This window comes from Adlercreutzia muris (genome assembly GCF_008831045.1).
Lineage (GTDB): Bacteria > Actinomycetota > Coriobacteriia > Coriobacteriales > Eggerthellaceae > Adlercreutzia > Adlercreutzia muris.
This window is the reverse complement of sequence record NZ_WAJS01000027.1, coordinates 1-18,489: the sequence shown is the minus strand read 5'-3', so window position 1 is coordinate 18,489 and position 18,489 is coordinate 1. Positions and strand designations below refer to the sequence as shown.

The 18,489-nt window shown below is 66.8% G+C and carries 12 protein-coding genes; 6 read left to right on the top strand and 6 right to left on the bottom strand.

All coding sequences use genetic code 11. From position 1 onward, the window contains the following. Positions 1-247: 247 nt before the first annotated feature. The 3 genes from F8D48_RS08680 (at position 248) to F8D48_RS08670 (ending at position 5,499) form a co-directional block, all read left to right on the top strand. Positions 248-2,032 (top strand): FAD-dependent oxidoreductase, encoded by a 1,785-nt coding sequence (locus F8D48_RS08680; RefSeq protein WP_151431278.1) that lies wholly within the window; start codon positions 248-250, stop codon positions 2,030-2,032. Positions 2,033-2,330: 298 nt separating this feature from the next. Further along, positions 2,331-3,953: an FAD-dependent oxidoreductase gene (locus tag F8D48_RS08675; protein ID WP_151431276.1), complete on the top strand. Its 1,623-nt coding sequence runs from the start codon at positions 2,331-2,333 to the stop codon at positions 3,951-3,953. A 103-nt stretch (positions 3,954-4,056) separates the two neighbouring features. Beyond that, complete coding sequence (locus F8D48_RS08670; protein WP_151431274.1) at positions 4,057-5,499, top strand: helix-turn-helix transcriptional regulator; 1,443 nt, start codon at positions 4,057-4,059, stop codon at positions 5,497-5,499. Positions 5,500-5,751: 252 nt separating this feature from the next. Here the strand turns inward: F8D48_RS08670 and F8D48_RS08665 are convergent, their stop codons facing one another. Together F8D48_RS08665 and F8D48_RS08660 are read right to left on the bottom strand one after the other, a co-directional pair. Further along, positions 5,752-7,077 carry a coproporphyrinogen III oxidase family protein gene (locus tag F8D48_RS08665; RefSeq protein ID WP_151431272.1) on the bottom strand — a complete coding sequence of 442 codons (1,326 nt, stop codon included), beginning with the start codon at positions 7,075-7,077 and terminating at the stop codon, positions 5,752-5,754. A gap of 273 nt (positions 7,078-7,350) precedes the next feature. Continuing rightward, positions 7,351-8,931 (bottom strand): FAD-dependent oxidoreductase, encoded by a 1,581-nt coding sequence (locus F8D48_RS08660; RefSeq protein WP_151431270.1) that lies wholly within the window; start codon positions 8,929-8,931, stop codon positions 7,351-7,353. 284 nt (positions 8,932-9,215) lie between these two features. Here F8D48_RS08660 and F8D48_RS08655 point away from each other — a divergent pair, with 284 nt between their 5' ends. Continuing rightward, entirely contained in the window at positions 9,216-10,157 is a 942-nt protein-coding gene (locus tag F8D48_RS08655) for a LysR family transcriptional regulator (protein ID WP_151431268.1), read from the top strand. Here the strand turns inward: F8D48_RS08655 and hemH are convergent. From hemH to ileS, 4 genes are read right to left on the bottom strand one after another with little or no spacing between them, the layout of a single operon-like run. Further along, a complete protein-coding gene (gene hemH / locus F8D48_RS08650) occupies positions 10,115-11,323 on the bottom strand; it encodes a ferrochelatase (RefSeq protein ID WP_205717368.1) in 1,209 nt (402 codons plus the stop codon). The genes F8D48_RS08655 and hemH overlap by 43 nt on opposite strands. After that, positions 11,316-12,374: an RluA family pseudouridine synthase gene (locus F8D48_RS08645; protein WP_151431266.1), complete on the bottom strand. Its 1,059-nt coding sequence runs from the start codon at positions 12,372-12,374 to the stop codon at positions 11,316-11,318. The genes hemH and F8D48_RS08645 overlap by 8 nt, the downstream gene beginning before the upstream one ends. Before the next feature lies 1 nt (position 12,375). Further along, a complete protein-coding gene (gene lspA, locus F8D48_RS08640; RefSeq protein WP_135969885.1) occupies positions 12,376-12,924 on the bottom strand; it encodes a signal peptidase II in 549 nt (182 codons plus the stop codon). Next, positions 12,925-15,765: an isoleucine--tRNA ligase gene (gene ileS, locus F8D48_RS08635; RefSeq protein ID WP_151431264.1), complete on the bottom strand. Its 2,841-nt coding sequence runs from the start codon at positions 15,763-15,765 to the stop codon at positions 12,925-12,927. 426 nt (positions 15,766-16,191) lie between these two features. On the opposite strand from ileS, the gene F8D48_RS08630 reads away from it, so the two are divergent. Further along, a complete protein-coding gene (locus F8D48_RS08630; RefSeq protein ID WP_151431262.1) occupies positions 16,192-17,064 on the top strand; it encodes a DegV family protein in 873 nt (290 codons plus the stop codon). A 129-nt stretch (positions 17,065-17,193) separates the two neighbouring features. Continuing rightward, positions 17,194-18,480, top strand: a complete 1,287-nt coding sequence (gene dinB / locus F8D48_RS08625) for a DNA polymerase IV (RefSeq protein WP_151431260.1) — start codon at positions 17,194-17,196, stop codon at positions 18,478-18,480. Positions 18,481-18,489 lie beyond the last annotated feature (9 nt).

Sequence of the window (18,489 nt, the reverse complement as noted above, 5' to 3'; positions counted from 1 at the left end):
CCTGCGGGCACCGCACCGTTCTCTTTCAGGAAGAAATGCCCATAGGGCAAGGGTTTTCCCTGCTCAGAAGAATTCTCTCGGGGCCCCTCACACGAATCAGGTGAAGGGTCGGCGCTGTCATCGCGGAAAAATTCACCCGCTTCCTGGTGAAGATTTCGCATCACTGATTCCGTAGAGTGCTCCTCGTATCACGGCGGCAGCGGAGAGGACCTGCCGCCACACGATCCTCGAAAAGGGAGGGACCATTATGAAGCAGAATCTCAGCCGTCGCGCATTTTTGGGACTGGGCGCCACCGCCGCTGCCGCGGCCGGCGCCATGGGGCTTGCCGGGTGCAGCCAGCCGCAAAGCGCCACCCCCGCCCCGCAGACCGGCACCGATGCCACGCCCGCGGCAGGCGGTGCGCCGGCCGACTTCGTGCCCAACTTCATGACCGCGCCGGCCGTACCCGAGAGCGTGGCCGAGACGAAGGACTGCGATGTGCTCGTCATCGGTCTGGGCCTGTCGGGCTGCGCGGCCGCCAAGGCCGCAGCCGAGGAAGGCGCGAAGGTCATCGCCGTGGAGAAGTCCCCGGAACTGGCCGCCGTGTCCATGGCCGGCGACTTCGGCGTCGTAGGCTCGCAGATCCAGAAGGATCTCGGCATTAAGTGGGCCGGCAAGGACGTTATCGTCAACCAGCTCATGAAGGACATGTGCTACCGCCCCACCTCCGACTTCCTCGGCTACTGGTACGACCACTCCGGCGAGGACTTCGATTGGTTCGTCGAGGGCGCCGACTTCGAGGTGCTGAAGAGCACGGCCGCCAACCAGGAGACCGACAAGCCCTGCTATATCCGCCCCAAGTGCTTCCCCGCCTTGGAGGGCTACGACTACACGACCGAGTACTACCCCTACTTCCACGGCACCATCACCACCAACCCCAACATGCAGTGGACCCTTGAGGCCGCTGTGGCCGCCGCCGAGGCCAAAGGCGCCGAGATGATCTACAGCACCTGGGGCGAGCAGCTCATCACCGACGAGAGCGGCAAGGTCACCGGCGCCTACGTGCACGATGCCGATGGTGCCTACACCCAGATCAACGCCAACGCCGTGGTGCTCGCCACCGGCGACTGGGGCAACAACCAGGACATGCGCGACTACTACATCCCCTGGGCCAACGAGTTCATGAGCTTCTACACCACCATGGACGCGGCCGGCGAGGTGGGCAACACCGGCGACGGGCACCTCATGGGCCTGTGGGCCGGCGCCCACATGGAGCTCGGGCCCCACGCGCCGATGACCCACCACATGGGCGGCCCTTTGGGCGTTGACGGCTACCTGCAGCTCAACATCAACGGCGAGCGCTTCATGAACGAGGATATTCCGGGCCAGAACATCGCCGACCAGCTCTCCCGCGTGCCCGCGGGCCCGAACCCCATGAGCGGCGCCGACGACCTGCGCTCCTGGCAGATCTTCGATGCCAAGTGGCCCACCGAGATCGCCAAGATGCCCGACGGCCACGGCTACGTGAACCACTTCGTCGCCGACGACGAGGTGGATGCCTACGCCACCGTGCTTTCCGGCTTCGGCCTGGGCTACACCACAAAGGCCATGGTGGAGGGCACCGAGGGCCTCATCGTGGCCGACACCATCGAGGACTTGGCCGCGCAGTGCAACCTGCCCGTCGAGACCGTCGTGGCCTCCGTCAACCGCTACAACGAGCTGTGCGCCGCCGGCCACGATGCCGACTTCGGCAAGGATCCCCGTCGCCTGTTCCCCGTGAGCGAGCCGCCCTTCTACGCCTACCCCTTCGGCAGCGCCGGCATGCTCGTGCTCATGGGCGGCCTGGAAGTGAACAAGAAGCTCCAGCCCCTGAACGCCGAGGGCACGCCCATCGAGGGCCTTTATGCCACCGGAAACGTCCAGGGCGGCCGCTACCTCGTGGAGTACCCGGTCACCGTGGCCGGCATCTCGCTGGGCACCGCGCTGTCCTTCGGGCGCTTGGCCGGCATGAACGCCGCCGGCGCTGATGTCGAGGCGACGAGCCAGAACTAGCCCTCACCCCAAACGCGCCATCCCCGCAAGCGCCCGCTGCTCCCCTCCCGCAGCGAGCGCTTTTTCGTTTCCCCTGATCATTGCTGTGGGTTATGGCGCGGGTTACGTATTTAACCCGAAAGTTCCGCCCAGCCCGATGCGGCGCTTCCCCTTCCTGGGCCATGATGCGATCCGTCAGCAACGCCCGCTGCCGCAGCCGAAAGGGCGACGGCCAGCATAAGAAAAGCCGGGGGCTTTCCGCACCGGGCGCATAGGGAATGCGGCCCGCTCGAGCCGCCCATCTCCAAGGAGGGAAACTATGGAAGTAACCCGTCGCGATCTGCTCAAACTCACCGGCCTTGCGGCTGCAGGCGCTATGGGGGCCGGCGCTCTCGCCAGCTGCGCGCCGAAGACGCCTGCCGAGTCGGCCGATTTGGCTGAGACCGGTGCCGCCGACGCCGGTCTGCCGGAGTTCCTCGCGGCCCCCGAACCCATCACCGACTTCGTCGATACCCTCGAGTTCGACATCGTCGTCGTGGGCGCGGGCGAGTCGGGGCTGGCCGCAGTGCATACGGCCCTTGAAGAAGGCGCCACCGTTGCCTGCGTGCAGAACATCGGCACGGCTCAAAGCACAGGCAATATGGGCGCCTCGGTAGACACTACCAAAACCGACGAGGCCGGCATCCAGGCCTGCGTGGCATTCCTCATGGAAAAGAACGCCCATCGATCCAACCGCAAACTCATCGAGGCCTGGGCGCGCAACTCCTATGAGGCCGTAACCTGGTGGGCCGATACCGCCGCCACTCGCGGCGTGGAATCTAAGCCCTTCGATACCGACCGAGAGTACAACGGCTGCCCCTATTCCCTCCATGCCAATACCTATAATCACGTGGAGGGTGCCCACAACGCGGCGGCTCTCGTCATCTGTGATGCGCTCGCCGAGGATGGAGCGCAGTTCTTCTTTGATTCCCCCGCTGTGCAGTTGTACAAGGAAGGCGATCGGGTGGCTGGCGTCATCTGCTCCACCGAGGAGGGCAACGTGCTGTTCAAAGCGGCCAAGGGCGTCATCCTCGCCTCGGGCGACTGCTCCGGCAACCAGGAAATGCGCGACTACTACTGCCCCGACTTGCGCGGCTTCAAGACCATGAGCCCCTTCCGCGACGGCATGGGCATGATGGCCGGCATCTGGGCCGGCGCCCAAATGACCCCGGTGAACCACTCGAAGATGGTCCACGGCGGCGGCTCGCTCACGCGTCTGGAAATGCCCTTCTTGAACTTGGATATCCACGGGAAGCGATTCATGAACGAAGTGCTGTCCTTCGCTTACCTGAATAACCTCATGCGCCCCTATCTGGAAGAGTACAGCTTCGAGAACCCCATGGCCGCGAAGTTCTTCACCATCATGCCGGCGAACTGGAACGCATTGGGCCAAGAATGGGCGGCGACCTACCCCGAAGAGGTGAAGTTCACCGTCGGTACCCGCAAGGTGCCCACCGACGATCAATTCATACGGGGAGAAACCTTTGCCGAGCTGGCCGCGAACATCAACGCCTATATGGCGGAAGAGGAATGGGGTATCGATCCCATTGATGAGACGACCATCGTGGAATCCATCGAAGCCTATAACGAGCTGTGCGCCACCGGTGTTGACAGTCAGTTTGGCAAGCGCGCCGACTACCTGGCCCCCATCGAACAGGGGCCGTTCTTCGCTGTGCCCCGAGGCACCAACTCCGTGCCCGCCGTGCTCGGAGGCCTCGTTGTCGATGAGAACCAGCAGTGCCTGAGCGCCGAGGGCACGCCCATCGAGGGCCTCTTCGCCGTGGGCAACGCTTCAGGTCAGTTCTATGGAGGCGTGGACTATCCTATGGATATCGAGGGTCTGTCCGTCGGCCGCGCCATCACATCGGGCTACGTGACCGGCCGCTACGTCGCGTCTCTCTAGCACACTCGCCCTCCCCCCCAGGCCAGCGACTCCCGGCTCCTCCCCGCCCGGATCGCTGGCCTGCAGTGCGTCTATTCAGCCCCTCGCAACGAACAGAGGCGTCATGAGCGCAACTCGGTATAATGACCCCATGAAGATACGATTCGACAGCCATCGCATCCGGCCCATCGACAACCTGGAGCAGATGATTCCCTATCTGTTCGCCCTTGGCTGCGCCCGCACCTGGATGACCCTCACCTTCGCAGCGCCCGCAGGCGCACCGGCGGCACTTGCCCTCGACCCCCACATGGTCTTCGACTACGTGTACGCGGCCCTCGGCATCGCCGTCACCGTCTTCGCCCGTCGCCTCGCGCCCCTGCACGGCCGCCCCTGGGCCAAACCGGCCGCATGCGCCGCCATGCTCGCTGCCTCGCTGTGCATCATCGCGGCCCCGACCGCCCCTTCCCTTGCCGGAGGGCTGGGCCTTGCGGCGGCCGTGCTCGGCGCCTTCGGATTCTGCGCGATGCTCCTCATGTACAACGAGGCCATCGTGCCCTTAAGCCTCATGCGCATCGCCCTGTACACGGCGGCCTCCCGCTTCATCGCCGTCCCGCTCACCTACCTGTGCCAAGGCCTGGATGCCAAGCGGCTCGCCGCCGCGCTCGTGCTTCTGCCCCTTATCTCCGTGGGAAGCCTCGTGCTCGCCTTCCGACAGCTTCCCGCCCGCGATCTGGCGCCCAAGGCCTATCCGAAGTTCTCCTTCCCGGTGAAGCCGCTCGTGGTGCTGTGCATCTACGCCTTCGCCTACGGCCTGCGCACCCATCAGCTGCCCGAGGGCGCAGGTGTGCACTCGTCGCTGTCAACGGCCCTGGTTATGGGCGCTTTCTTCGTCGTGGTCTACTTCTTCTCGAACCGCTTCAGCGTCAGCGCGCTGTTCCGCTCGCCGCTGCTGCTCATGATCTGCGGACTTCTGCTCATTCCCGCCGAGGGGCTGTTGGGCACCACGGCGGCCGGCTACCTCATCTCCATGGGCATGACCCTCATGTCCCTGCTCATATCGCTTCTGTTCTACGACCTGTCCAAGCGCATGGGCATCGCCATCATCGCGCTCACGGGTATTATGCGGGTGAACTCCCTGTTCACCATCTGGGGCGGCTCCTGCGCCGACTTGCTCGATACAAGCGGCCTGGCCCCGAGCGTGCAGTCCATCGTCATCACCGCCGCCGTGGTCATGCTCGTGCTGGCGAGCACCCTCATGCTGCTCTCGGGAAAAGAGTTGGCCAGCCGCTGGGGCATCCGCCTGCTGGAAACTGACGACCTGGCCGAGGAGGGGCGGCGCGCCGAGGCCGTTGCCAGCCGCTGCGACGCGGTGTCTGTTGCCTATCACCTCAGCCCCCGCGAGGACGAGATCGTGCGCCTCATCGCCAGCGGCAAGACCAATCCCCAGATCGAGCAGGAGCTGTTCATCGCGCCGGGCACCCTGAAGGCCCACATCCAGCATATCTACGTGAAGTGCGGCGTGCACTCCCGCAAGGAGCTCGTCGAGATGTGCGGAGGAGGCGCCTGAAAACGGCTCCTGACCTCTGCAGGGGAAAATGCCAGGACGGGAGCCCCGCAGCTTCGAGAGCACTTTCGCCCGATGTGGACAAAAAGGCCTCGAGTGAGCTCCCCAAAGCTGCATGGCGGCCAAAAACGCGCTCGAAACCAATGCTAAACGTATATTTCAGGCGCTCCGAGGCCTGAAAACACGTCCGCAGAGCCCCCTACGGGTTCACTCGAGGGCTTTTTGTCCACTCTTGCAGAGAGTGCTCGCACGAAGCTACCTTTCGGTGCCGTCACCGAACAAAAGGTCGTGCTCCAGGCCCGTAAGCTCGCTGCGCGCCTGCTCGCGCAGGTTGTTCAGGCCGGCCAGGTACTGGCGGTAGAGCACCACGGTGAGGTAGCGGCCGGCGCGCGTAAGCGTCAGTTCCTCGTCGTTGTCGGTGGCAAAGGCGCCGTTGGCCCGCATGAAGGCCATCTCCACGGGCAGTCCCCGCTCCACCGATACGCCGAAGTCGCGCACGAACTCGCGCTTGTCGAAGCGCAGGCTGTACAGCTGCAGCAGGAACTTGTAGCGCATAAGATCGCGGCGCGGCAGGTCGGTGCAGCCCATGAGCGGCAGGCGTCCCTCCCCCACGATCTGCGCGTACTCCTCCAGGTTGAAGGTGTTCACGAACAGGTTGTCGCCCAAATGCGTGATGGAGCCCGACCCGACGCCCACGCACTCCTCGTAGGCCACGGCGTACTCGTCCACCTCCAGGTTCTGGCGACGGCGCAAATTCTCGTCGAGGCGGTTGAAGGTCCACAGAGTGCGCCGCTCGAACAGCGGGCGGTCGCCCTCGTTCAAGATCTCGTCGAGGATGTGGTAGAAGCGCCGCTCCTTGTCGTAGTCCATGCGCCCGAGCACGCTCTCCATCTTGCGCGTGGTGGCGTGGGACTGGTACAGCGGCGAGAAGGTGGTCTGATGGCAGCCGCAGGTGGCGATCTTCTCGCAGTCGTTGATGAGGATGTCCTCGGTCTGGGACGGGAAGTTGAAGATCATGTCCACGTTGAGCGACTCGAAGTACGGCGCCGCCTCGCCGATGCGCTCGAAGATCTCCTCGGCGCTGCCGTACTTCTCGTAGCGATCCATCTGGCGCAGAAGCTCGTTATCGAAGGACTGCACGCCCACCGACAAACGCTGGATGCGGCCCTTGAGCTTCTCCAGATACGAGGGAATCAGGTGGTTCGGGTTCGTCTCGGAGTTGATCTCCTTGATGGAGAACAGATCACGGGCGTAATCGATGGTCTCGCACAGCTCGTCGATGTCCACCGTGGGGGTGCCCCCACCGATATAGGCGCTTTCGAAGTCGTAGCCCTTCTCCTTCAGAAGGTGCATCTCCTCGCGCAGGGCCGCAAAATGGGTGCGCGCCCGCTCTTCCCGATAGGGAAAGCGGTTGAACGAGCAGTAGGGGCACAAGCGCTCGCAGAAGGGCACGTGCACATAGAGCGTGTAGGCACGTCCCGGCACCGGATCGGGCAGGGTGCCCGTGGGCACGGGGTGCAGCGCCAAGGTCTTGTCGGTCATGGAGCGGACCACGGTGGTGAGCAAGCGCTCTGAGAGCATGGGGAAACCTCCTGGTTGGTACAAGCGTAGGGGGCATTGTAGCACGACCGGGAAGGCAAGGCCTGACCTGGCGGGAGAGGTTGTGGGGAATGCACACGGGCAGCGCGCGACGGTCAGGGCGGTCGCGGGGCGCATCGGGATGCACGGTGCGGCCCTCCGGCGCGGCCGGGGCGCGATCGGGGGGAAAGATTCCAACAGGGGGCTCCAAAAAACGCCGTCGGCCCCTTTCCGGGGAAGGGCCGGGGCCGGCGGCAAAGCGGGGAGGCGAGGAGCCTAGAGGTAGGCGTCGGCAGCAGACTTCTCCCAGGTTGAGAGCGAAGCCTCGCCCCGGGTCTCGGTAGCGGCGGCCGTACCGGCGATCTTGCCGAATACGAGGGCCTGGATGAGGCCGTTGCCGCTCATATAGGCCGCGCCGCCGCGGGAAGAGAACCCCTCGGTGCAGCCGCCGGCGGCGTAGAGCCCCTCGATGAGGCTCTTATCGGCCCGCAGCACATGGCCGGCCACATCGGTGGCCATGCCGCCCTGGGTGTGGCGAATCTCGCCGGTGAGCTTCACCGCGTAGAAGGGCGGCTCGAAGCTGGCGGGCAGATGGGAGCGGTTGAACTTGTCCATGCCGGCACCGATGGCCTTCTGGTAGTCGGAAACGGTGCGCTCGAGCTTCGCGGGATCGGCGCCGATGGCGGCTGCCAGCTGCGATACGTCATTCCCGCGCAAGATGATGCCCTCCTCCTCCCACTCCGCGAACTTCTTGCTCTGCTCGCGCTGCAGATCGGTAAAGCACAAATACCCGATGCCATCGGGCTGGGCGAGCACATGGGGGGACATCTCGGAATAGCCGCCGTACTCGTTCATGAAGCGATTGCCGTCCTGGTTCACGATGATGCCGCCGTTGTTGGCCACCCCCTGCTCCAGGGTCTTGTCGTTGTCCACCCCGTGGAAGGCGTGGCCCTGGTAGGCGCCCATGTTCTGCAGGTCGGCACCGAGCTCGGCGGCCCAGAGGATGCCCTCGCCGGTGGCGCCGGGGGCGACCACTTTCACGGCGGGAACGGCCTCGGGGCAGTACTGCTCGAGCATATCGGGGTTATTGGCGAAACCGCTCGTGGCGAGCACGGTGTTGCCGGCGAAGATGGCAATCTCCTCGGAGCCGTTCTTGCCCCAGGCGCCCACGACCGCATCGCTCTCGTCGTCGAGCACGAGCCCCTGCATCTCGCAGGAGAGCAGCGTCTCGATGGCGCTATCGGCCTCCGTGCTGGCGATGAGCGCGTCGGTCAGACCCGCGCCGGCGCCCTCGGTGGTGTGCATGCGGTAGGCGGTCTGGCCGAAGTAGAGCGCGTCGTCCACGGACCAGACGGCCCCGTGGCCCTCGGTCCACTCCACGATGTCGCGGGACTGCTCCACCACGGTGTACACCAAATCGGGGCGGACGCTGTAGTTGCTCGGCCGCATGATGTCCATGGCGCAGGCGCCGATGCTGTCGCCATCCTCCTTCGCGAGCTGCTGGGCGGTGCCCACGGCGGGAATCTTGCCGCTGGAAAGCGTCGTCGCGCCCCCGAGGGCCGAGGTTTTCTCGCACAGGATAACGCCCGCGCCCTGCTCGGCCGCAGCCAGGGCGGCGCACAGCCCCGCCCCGCCGCCGCCGATGACGAGTACATCGGTCTCCAGGGCGGTGCGCCCGGCCACCTCCGACGCACGCTTGGCATAGCGCAGCGCCGTGCCCTGTCCCGTCGATGCGCCGTCGGTACCGGAGGCTCCCCCGGCGGCCGGAGCGCAGGCGGCCAGGGCGCCGCCCGAGGCCAGGGCCATCGACCCGAATGCCAGGCCCTTCAGTACGTCTCTGCGAGTGAGGTTTCCCATCATCTCCCCTTCTCTTCCAAGCCGGGCCCTCTGCCCGGCGACGGAAAAGACTATAGGGGGCCGTCCGGGCATCGAAAAGAAACACTTTGGGGCCGTCATGCGCAACATCGACCATTGCGCTTTCCCGTCTTCCCTGATCAGGGCCATATCGAGGCAACGCCTCGCTGCAGCCGAGGGCCCGAGGGGCCCCGCGCCCGCTTGCGCGGCGGGGACACTTCTCCTATATTTGGCCCCGAGGGCCCGGCAGCTGCCCGGCGCCCGCCATGACCTGAGGGAGGAAGACCATGACACCGTTTCGCCTGAGCGCCGAGCAGCGGCGCTACTTCTACGCGCTCTGCGCGACGCGCAACATCACCAAGGCCGCAGAGAGCCTCTACCTGTCGCGCCAAGGGCTCTCCCGCAGCATGCGCGGGCTCGAGCGGGCCGTGGGTGCGACCCTGTTTGCCCGGGGCAAGCACGGCGTGGAACTGACCCGGGCCGGCCAGGCGCTCCTGCGCCACCTGCAAGAGGAGGACCGGGCCTGGGAGGCGTGCCTGGACGGCATCTGCGCCCTGGAGGGCGATGGGTGCGAGACGGTGCGGGTGGGGCTGCTCAGCATGTTCGTGGGCTACGACCAGAAGCGACTGCTGCTCTCGCGCTTCGAAGAAGACGAGGGACTGCGCATCGAGATCGTCGACGGGGACCACGACGCCTTCTGGGAGGCCATCGCCGTGGGAGACCTCGAGTGCGCCATCACCATCCGACCGCCGGACCATTTGGGACTGCCCTCCATCAAGCTCGCCGACGACACGCTCTCAGTGCTGTTGAGCTGCGACGACCCCCTCGCCCGCAAGGCGACGGTGGACTTCGCCCGCGACCTGCGCGGCAAGACCGTCGTGCAGACGAGTCCCTACAAGGGGCGGCTCTACGAGACCATCTTCCGGAACCACGGCATCTTGAGCGAGTCCATCCTCCACGACCGCAACCTCATGCTGGCCCAGGTGTCCTGCCGCCACCAGTGCTTCATCATCCAGACCACCTACGCCCGCGAGTTGACGACCGATGAAGTGTGCCGCCGGCCCCTCGTGAACGCGCCGCTGTCCATGGCATCCCACTTCGTCTTCCGCCCCGACCTATCCGAGCGCGCCCTGCGGGTGGCCCGCGATCTGCTCAGCGGCTTCTCCAAGGCAGAGGAGCTGGACGCCTACCTGGCCGCTCGCTCCCCCGCCGAGCCCTCGTCCACGTAGGGGGCGAGCACGGCGGCGAGCACCTTCAGATGGGCCCGCGACTTGTTGAGGCACGGCACGTAGACGAAGGGCTCGTCATCGGCAATCTGACGATGGGCGCCGCGGCGGAAATCCTCGGCAGCGCGCTTCATGCGCACGGTGCGCGCCACATCGCGGTGCGCCTCCAGATGCGCGTCGCAGCGGGCGGCGCTCGTGCCGGTGTTCTCCAGGGCGCCGGGCTCCTCGTCGGCATCCACGATCTCGCCGGCCAGGGCCGCTCGGTAGATCGGCTCCAGCTCGCGAGGCACGTCGTAGAGGGTCTCCAGGCAGTCCACGGCAAAGTTCGGGCACACCACGAACAGGCGGCTGCCCTCCTCGGCGGCCCTGGCCAGGCGCACGAGAGTCGGTCGCGTGAAGGGCGCGAGCCACGTGCGGCCCTTGTCGAAGCGGCTCTGATAGCTGATGGTCCAGCTCCGGCGGTCGAGCCCCAGCTCGCCGGCCACGGCCAGGGAGGTGGCCCCGGTCTGCAGCTCGTAGGTATCCCCCGCCTCGATATCCTTCAGCGGTATGGAATGGTAGGAGAACAACAGCCGATCGCCCCGCTCCTCCGAGAAGCCCGCCTTGCGGATGGAGGCGGCGATGGCCCGCACGTAGACGGGGTTCTCGCCATAGTTGTCGACGAAGCTCACCTCGCCCTTGAAATGGGCGCGGCGCACGGCCCGGGCCAGCCCGTCGGCCACCGAGGCCGTGGTGGACAGGGCCGACTGCGGGTACATGGGCAAAGCCACGATGCGGGTGCATCCGGCCTCTTTCAGCTCGCGCACCGCCTGCCTCAAGGTGGGCTTGCCGTAGCTCATGGCCGCCCGCACCTCCACGGCTGCGCCCTGCTCGGCATAGTAGTCGGCCAGGCCCCGCTCGAGGGCCTCGTAGGCCACGGCCATGGGCGAGCCAGCCGCCGTCCAGATGGCACGGTACTTCTCCGCCGAAGCGCGGGAGCGCTTGCCCAGGATGACCGTGTGCAGCAGCAGCCACCACACCGGCCGCGGCATGGGGCAGATGCGCGGGTCCATGAGGAACTGCCCCAGGTACTTGCGCACCGCCTTGGGGGTGGGGGCGGCGGGCGTGCCCGTATTCGCGATGATGACGCCCACCTTGGGGGAAGGCGGGGCGGTCTTCTTCCTAGGCACGGGGCACCTCCCCTTCCACCGAGGGCGCCGGCGCCGTCTCCATGAGCGCGGCCACCTCCCGCCCGGCCTCGGTCACGCCCAGCGAACGGTCGGCCAGGCTATCGAGCGCCTTGCGCAGGTCGGCCGGCAGCTGGTCGGCGAAGGCAAGGGGCTCGCCGGTCACGGGATGCTCGAAGCCGATGCTGTAGGAATGGAGGAACTGGCGGCCCAGGCCCAGCTGGGCCCGCCCGTCCCGGGGCCCGTGGGCGTTGTAGACCGGATCCCCCACAATGGGATGGCGCGTGTACTGCATGTGCACGCGGATCTGGTGGGTGCGGCCCGTGAACAGCTTGCACTCGATGAGGCTGTAGCCGTCGTCCTTGGGCCCGGCCTCGAAGCGCTCCAGCACGCGGAACGTGGTGATGGCCTCGCGGGCGCTCGGCACGTCGCGCACGGCCATGCGGCAGCGCTCGTCGGCCGATCGCGCGATGGGAGCGTCGATCATGCCGGTGTCGTGAGCCACGATACCGTGGACGAGGGCAAGGTAGTGGCGGTCCACCGCGCGATCCTGGATCTGGGCCATGAGCTCGCGACCGGCCTCGTCGCTCTTGGCCGCCAGCATGAGCCCGCTCGTGTCGCGATCGAGCCGGTGCACGATGCCGAGACGATCGGCCTCTTCCCCCTGCACGTTGCAGAGGTTCTCCTCGCCGCAATGCCAGATGAGCGCGTTCACCAGCGTCCCGTGGGCATGGTCGACCGACGGGTGGCACACGAGCCCCACCTGCTTCGACAGCACGAGCACGTCATCGTCCTCGTAGCGGATATCAAGATCGATGGGCTCGCCGTAGACCACGACGGACTCCGGCTCGTCATCGGCCTCGTAGACGATGGTGTCGCCGACGGCCACGGCGTGCTTCTTGGAAACCGTCGCGCCGTTCACGAAGACCCGGCCCTCCTCGATGGCCCGGGCCGCGGCCGAGCGCGAGGCGTAGAGCCCCTGGGCGGCGCAGAGCGCGTCCAGGCGCGAGCCCGCGTCGTCAGCGCCGACGATGTGGCAAAGGGAGCGGGCCATGTTACTCACCTTCCTCGCCACGGGCGGGAGCCGGGGCGCCCGTGGCAGTCGAGGCGCCGTCGCCGCGCATAGACCACAGCATACCCGCGAAGAACAGCACGAAGCCGCAGGTAACGCCGATGTCGGCCACGTTGAACGTGGGGAAGCTGATGAAGGTGGTGTCGATGAAGTCGACTACGTAGCCCAGGGTGAAGCGGTCGAGGGCGTTGCCCAGGCCGCCGGCCACGATGAGGGCGCCCCCCAGCACCTCGATCACGCTCGCCCGCCGGGACACGAGGATGAGATAGGCGGTCAGGGCCGCGCACACCGCCAGGGAGAGCACCCCCAAAGCGAAGGTGGAGTCCCCGAACATGCCCCAGGCCGCCCCGGTGTTGTGGGCCACGCGGAACTGGACGAGCCCCAGGAAGGGCCCGGCCACGACCGAGCCTGCGGGAAAGCCGTTGAAGTAGGCCTTGGTGGCGATGTCGGCCCCGAGCCACAGCACCGCCACCACGGCGAACAGAATCAGGTTGCGGCCCCGCAGCGGCCGCTTGTCCGCACCGACCGCCACTTACTCGGCCTCGTAGCCCAAAACGTCCAGGGCGTTACCGCAGCGCTCGCACACATCGGGGTGCGCCGGGTTGCCGCCCAGGGTGCGGATGTTCCAGCAGCGCGGGCACTTCTCGCCCGCGGCCACGGTCACCGCGGCGGACACCTCGTCGTCGGCCCCCTCCTCGAAGGTAACCGAGGCCACGATGAACAGCTCCTCGAACACGGCGGCATCGAAGGTACGGGCCGTGGCCACCACGGCGGCCGGGGCGCACACCACCACGGCGGCCTCCTGGCTCTTGCCGATGATCTTCGCCGCGCGGGCGTCCTCCAGGGCCTTGGTGACCACCTCGCGCACGGCCATCATCTCCTCGAAGGCGGCCACGGTCGCGGCGCCCTCGGCAGGCACGGCCGGCGCGAAGTCGGTCGGGCGCGGCCAGCCGGCCAGCTGCACCGAGAGGGCGCGGCCCTCCTCGGCGCGGAACGCCGGCGGGAAGTGGTCCCACACCTCGTCGGTGGTAAACGACAGGATGGGGCTCATCACGCGCACGAGCACCTCCAGGATGTTCATGAGCACGGTCTGCACGGCACGGCGGCGCGCCGATGCGGGTGCCTCGGCGTAGAGGCGATCCTTGGTCACATCCATGTACACGGCCGACAGGTCGTTCACGTAGTCGTAGAGCGCACGGTACACGCCGTTGAACTTCAGCGCCTCGTAGGACGCCTCCACCTCGGACAGGAGCTGCACGGTGCGCACCATCTGCCACTGGTCGATGGGCTCAAGCTCGTCCCAGGCCACGAAGTCGGCGGGGCCGAAATCGTCCAGGTTGCCCAAAAGGAAGCGGAAGGTGTTGCGGAAACGGCGGTAGGCATCCGACACCTGCTTCAGGATACCGTCGGAGATGGACACGTCCTGGGAGTAGTCACAGGAGGACACCCACAGGCGCAGCACATCGGCGCCGAACTTGTCGCAGACCTCGGCCGGATCGATGCCGTTGCCCAAGGACTTCGACATCTTGCGGCCCTCTTCATCCACGGTGAAGCCGCAGTGCATGACCGAGCGGTAGGGCGGCACCCCGTAGGCGCCGATGGAGGTGAGCAGCGACGACTGGAACCAGCCGCGGTGCTGGTCGGAGCCCTCCAGGTACAAATCGGCCGGGAAGCGCAGACCCTCAGCGGAGCGATGACGGCACACGCTCGTGTGGGACACGCCGGACTCCCACCACACGTCCAGGATGTCCTTCTCGGGCACCAGCTCGGTGCAGCCGCAGGCCTCGCACTTGGTACCCCGGGGCAGGTACTCGGACGGCTCCATGGTGAACCAGGCGTCGGCCCCCTTGGTGTTGAACAGCTCGATGACGGCATCGAAGGTGGCCTCGGTGGCTACCGTGCTGTTGCACTTGGCGCACTTGAACACGGGGATGGGCACGCCCCAGCTGCGCTGGCGGGAGATGCACCAGTCGGGACGCTCGGCCACCATGGACCCGATGCGGTTCTTCGCCCAGGCCGGCACCCACTTCACTTCGGAGTTGATGGCCCGCAGGGCGTCCTCGCGCAGGGCGTTCTTGTCCATGGACACGAACCACTGGTCCGTGGCGCGAAAGATGACCGGCTCATGGCAGCGCCAGCAGTGGGGGTAGGAATGGTTGATCTTCTTCTCGGCCACAAGCGTGCCCTGCTCGCGCAGCCAGCCGATGATGACCGGGTTGGCCTCGTCGGTGGACAGGCCCGCGAACTGGCCGGCCTCGTCGGTGAACACGCCGTTGTCGTCCACGGGCATGAGCAGCGGAATGTCGAACTCCAGGGCCACCAGGTAGTCGTCCTGGCCGTGGCCGGGAGCCGTGTGCACCGCACCGGTGCCGGTGTCCAGGGTGACGTGGTCGCCGTAGATGACCGTGCCGGTGATGTCATGGCGCACGGGTGCCGTGTAGGTGAGGCCGAACAGCTGCTTGCCCTTGAGTGCCACCGGCTCGCCCGCGCCATCGCGCACGAAGTCGTAGTCTTCCCAGCCGGCCACCTCGGCCACGGTTTCCACCAGCTCCCTGGCCATGATGAGGTTGCCGTCGGCGGTGGTGACCATGACGTAGTCGGCCTCGGGGGCCAGCGACACGGCGGTGTTGGCCGGCAGCGTCCAGGGGGTGGTGGTCCAGATGAGCAGGAAGGCCTCGCCGGCGGCCCCGTTGGCCTCGAAGACGCCGGGCATGGCGTCCAGCTTGAACTTCACATAGATGGAGGGCGACACCTCGTCGCCGTACTCGATCTCGGCCTCGGCCAGGGCGGTGTGGCAATGGGTGCACCAGTGGATGGGCTTGCGGCCGCGGTAGACCGAGCCCTTCAGGTACAGGTCCTTGAACACCTCCACGTTGCCGGCCTCGTAGTTCGGGATGAAGGTGAGGTAGGGGTGCTCCCAGTCGGCGTTCACGCCGAGGCGCTTGAAGCCCTCGCGCTGGATATCGACGTACTTCTCGGCCCACTCGCGGCACAGCTGTCGCAGCTCGGGCTGGCTGATTTCGGCCATGCGCTCGGGGCCGATGGTCACCTCCACCATGTGCTCGATAGGCTGGCCGTGACAGTCCCAGCCGGGGATGTAGGGAGTGAAGTACCCGCGCTGGGCGTGGCTCTTCACTACAAAGTCCTTGAGGATCTTGTTGAAGGAGTGGCCGATATGGATGGGGCCGTTGGCGTAGGGAGGCCCGTCGTGGAGGATGAAGGGCTTGCCGTCGGCGTTCTTCTCGAGCACGCGGCGGTAGATATCCATCTCGCGCCAGACCTCCAGGCGCTTGGGCTCCTTCTCGGGCAGATTGCCGCGCATGGCGAAATCGGTCTGCGGCAGGTTCATCGTGTCCTTGTAGTTGTTTGCCACCTTGATTCCCTATCCTTCTCGTCCGGGTTCCAGCGTATCGGTCAGGGCCCGCACGCGGGGCCCGTATGGGTAACTGGTCAAGTATACGCCACAGGCCGCCCGCCGTGAACAGCCGCCACCCTCCCCTGCGCGGAAAAACCGCGGGCGGGCCCGAGGCGAGGCCGGGGCGGGGCCGATTCGAGCGGGGCCGCGCCGCCCGATTCTGAGAAGTGGCCGCCGGCCGCACCGCGAGCCCAATGCCGCCGGCCGCACCGTAACCCCGAGGCCGCCGGCCGGGCGCGGCCCCAACAAAGAGCGGGAAGGTTACCGTTTCAATTCCTGCCCCTTTCCCCGCTTGCGGCGAGCTGTCCATGGGCTAGAATAGCGCCAGCGACAAAACGGGCCGTTGCAGGAGACAGCGGAACCGAAACCCCGATAGGAGCATCCATGAGCTTTGCCATCGTCACCGACTCGTCGAGCAACCTCACCGAGGAGGTCATCGACCGGTTCGACCTGTCCGTCCTGCCCCTTACCTTCATGGTGGACGGCGAGGAGTACCGCAGCTACCTGAAGGGCGCAAAGACCGACCTCGCCCAGTTCTACGCCATGATGCGCGAGGGGAAGGTCATCACCACGTCGCTGCCGAACCTGCAAGAGTCCCGCGAGACCATCGAGGCCCTGCTGAAAGCGGGCGACGACGTGCTCTACCTCGGCTTCTCCAGCGGACTTTCCGGCACCTACCAGGCCATCGAGCTGCTCCTGTCGGAGCTGGCCGGGCTCTACCCCGAGCGCACCGTGACCTCGGTGGATACCCTGGCGGCCTCCGGCGGCGAGGGCCTGCTCGTCACCTACGCGGCGAAGATGCGCGAAGGGGGCGCTTCCTTGGCCGAGGTGCGCGACTGGGTGGAGGATCAAAAGCTGCACCTGGCCCACTGGTTCACCGTGGACGACCTCATGTTCCTGTTCCGCGGCGGCCGGGTGTCCCGCACGGCGGCCTGGGCCGGCACCATGCTCAACATCAAGCCGGTCATGCACGTGGATGACGAGGGGCACCTCATTCCCCTGGAGAAGGTGCGCGGCCGCAAGAAGTCCCTCAAGGCCCTCGTGGACCACATGGAGCAGACCGCCGACGCGCCCGTGGCCGACCAGACCGTCTACATCACCCACGGCGACTGCCTGGAGGACGCCGAGTACGTGGCCGGCCTGGTGCGCGAGCGCTTCGGCGTGACCGACATCATGATCAACTGGGTGGACCCGGTCATCGGCGCCCATTCGGGCCCGGGCACCATGGCCCTGTTCTTCCTGGCAAGCCAGCGCTAGCCTTCCCTCGCCCGCTTCCACCGGCGCAGGCGGCCCCGATCCGCTCCTCCCCAGGGAGCCGCGGATCGGGGCCGCTTCTTTTTCGCCATCCCCTTCACTAGAACGGCTGTTCGATGCTACAATGGGGCCATGGAAGATTTCGACGACATTCCCCTACCGCCCTGGGAGGGCCCGGCCATCCTGCTCGTGGATCTGGACGCCTTCTTCGCCTCGGTGGAGCAGCTCGACCACCCCGGCTGGCGGGGCAAGCCCGTCATCGTGGGCGGCGATCCGCACGCCCACGGGGTGGTGTCCACCTGCTCCTACGAGGCCCGGGCCTTCGGCGTGCGCTCGGCCATGGCCGCCTCGCTCGCGCGGTCGCTGTGCCCCGATGCCATCTGGACCCACGGCAGCTTCCACCGCTACCGCCAGGTGTCGGCGGCCATTATGGCCATCCTGCGCGACGAGACGCCCCGTGTACAGCAGGTGTCCATCGACGAGGCCTTCATGGACGTGACCCCCACCGCCGTGAACACCGAGCATCCCGTGCGCATAGCCCGCCGCATCCAAGAGCGGGTGGCGGCCCTCGGAGTCACCTGCTCCATCGGCGTGGGGGCCACCAAGTCCGTGGCGAAGATCGCCTCGGACCGTGACAAGCCCCGGGGGCTCACCGTGGTGTACCCGGGCACCGAGCGGGCTTTCCTGGGACCGCTGCCCGTGCGCACCATGAGCGGCGTGGGGGCTGCGGCCGAGCAGGCCCTCCTCGCCGCCGGCGTGCGCACCCTGGGAGAGATGGGGGCCGCCGACGGGTCGCTGCTGCGGCGCGTGTTCGGGAAGAATGGCGAGATGATGCGCGATCGGGCCCTCGGGCGCGACTGCTCGCCCGTGGAAGAGGACGACACGGTGAAGTCGGTCTCCAACGAGGTCACCTTCGCCGAGGATCTCACCGAGCGCGCCGATATCGAGGCGGCCCTGGCCACCATTGCCGCCAAGGTGGGGCGCCGCCTGCGGCGCAAGGGGCTCGCCGGGCGCACCGTGGCCATCAAGGTGCGCTTCGCCGACCGCACCACCCACTCGGTGCAGCGGTCGCTGGCCGCCCCTACCGACGACGACATCGCCCTCATCCCCCTGCTCCATGCCATGATCGACGACATTTGGCTGCCCGGGGCCCGGGTGCGGCTGCTCGGCGTGGCCGTGAGTAACTTCCATGCGGACGCGGTGGTGCAGGAGAGCCTCTTCGATGGGAGCGCGTTCGGGGAGGACAGGGCCGAGGCCGCACCGCTCATCGGGGACGCGACCAAGCGCCGCGATCTTTTGCGGGCCACCGACGCCCTGCGCGACCGCTTCGGAGACGACACAGTGCGCTTCGGCTTCGAGCTGCGCAACGCCGGCAACACCACGGGCAGCTCGTCGAAGAACGTGGAAGATTACAAGTAAGCCCCCCCC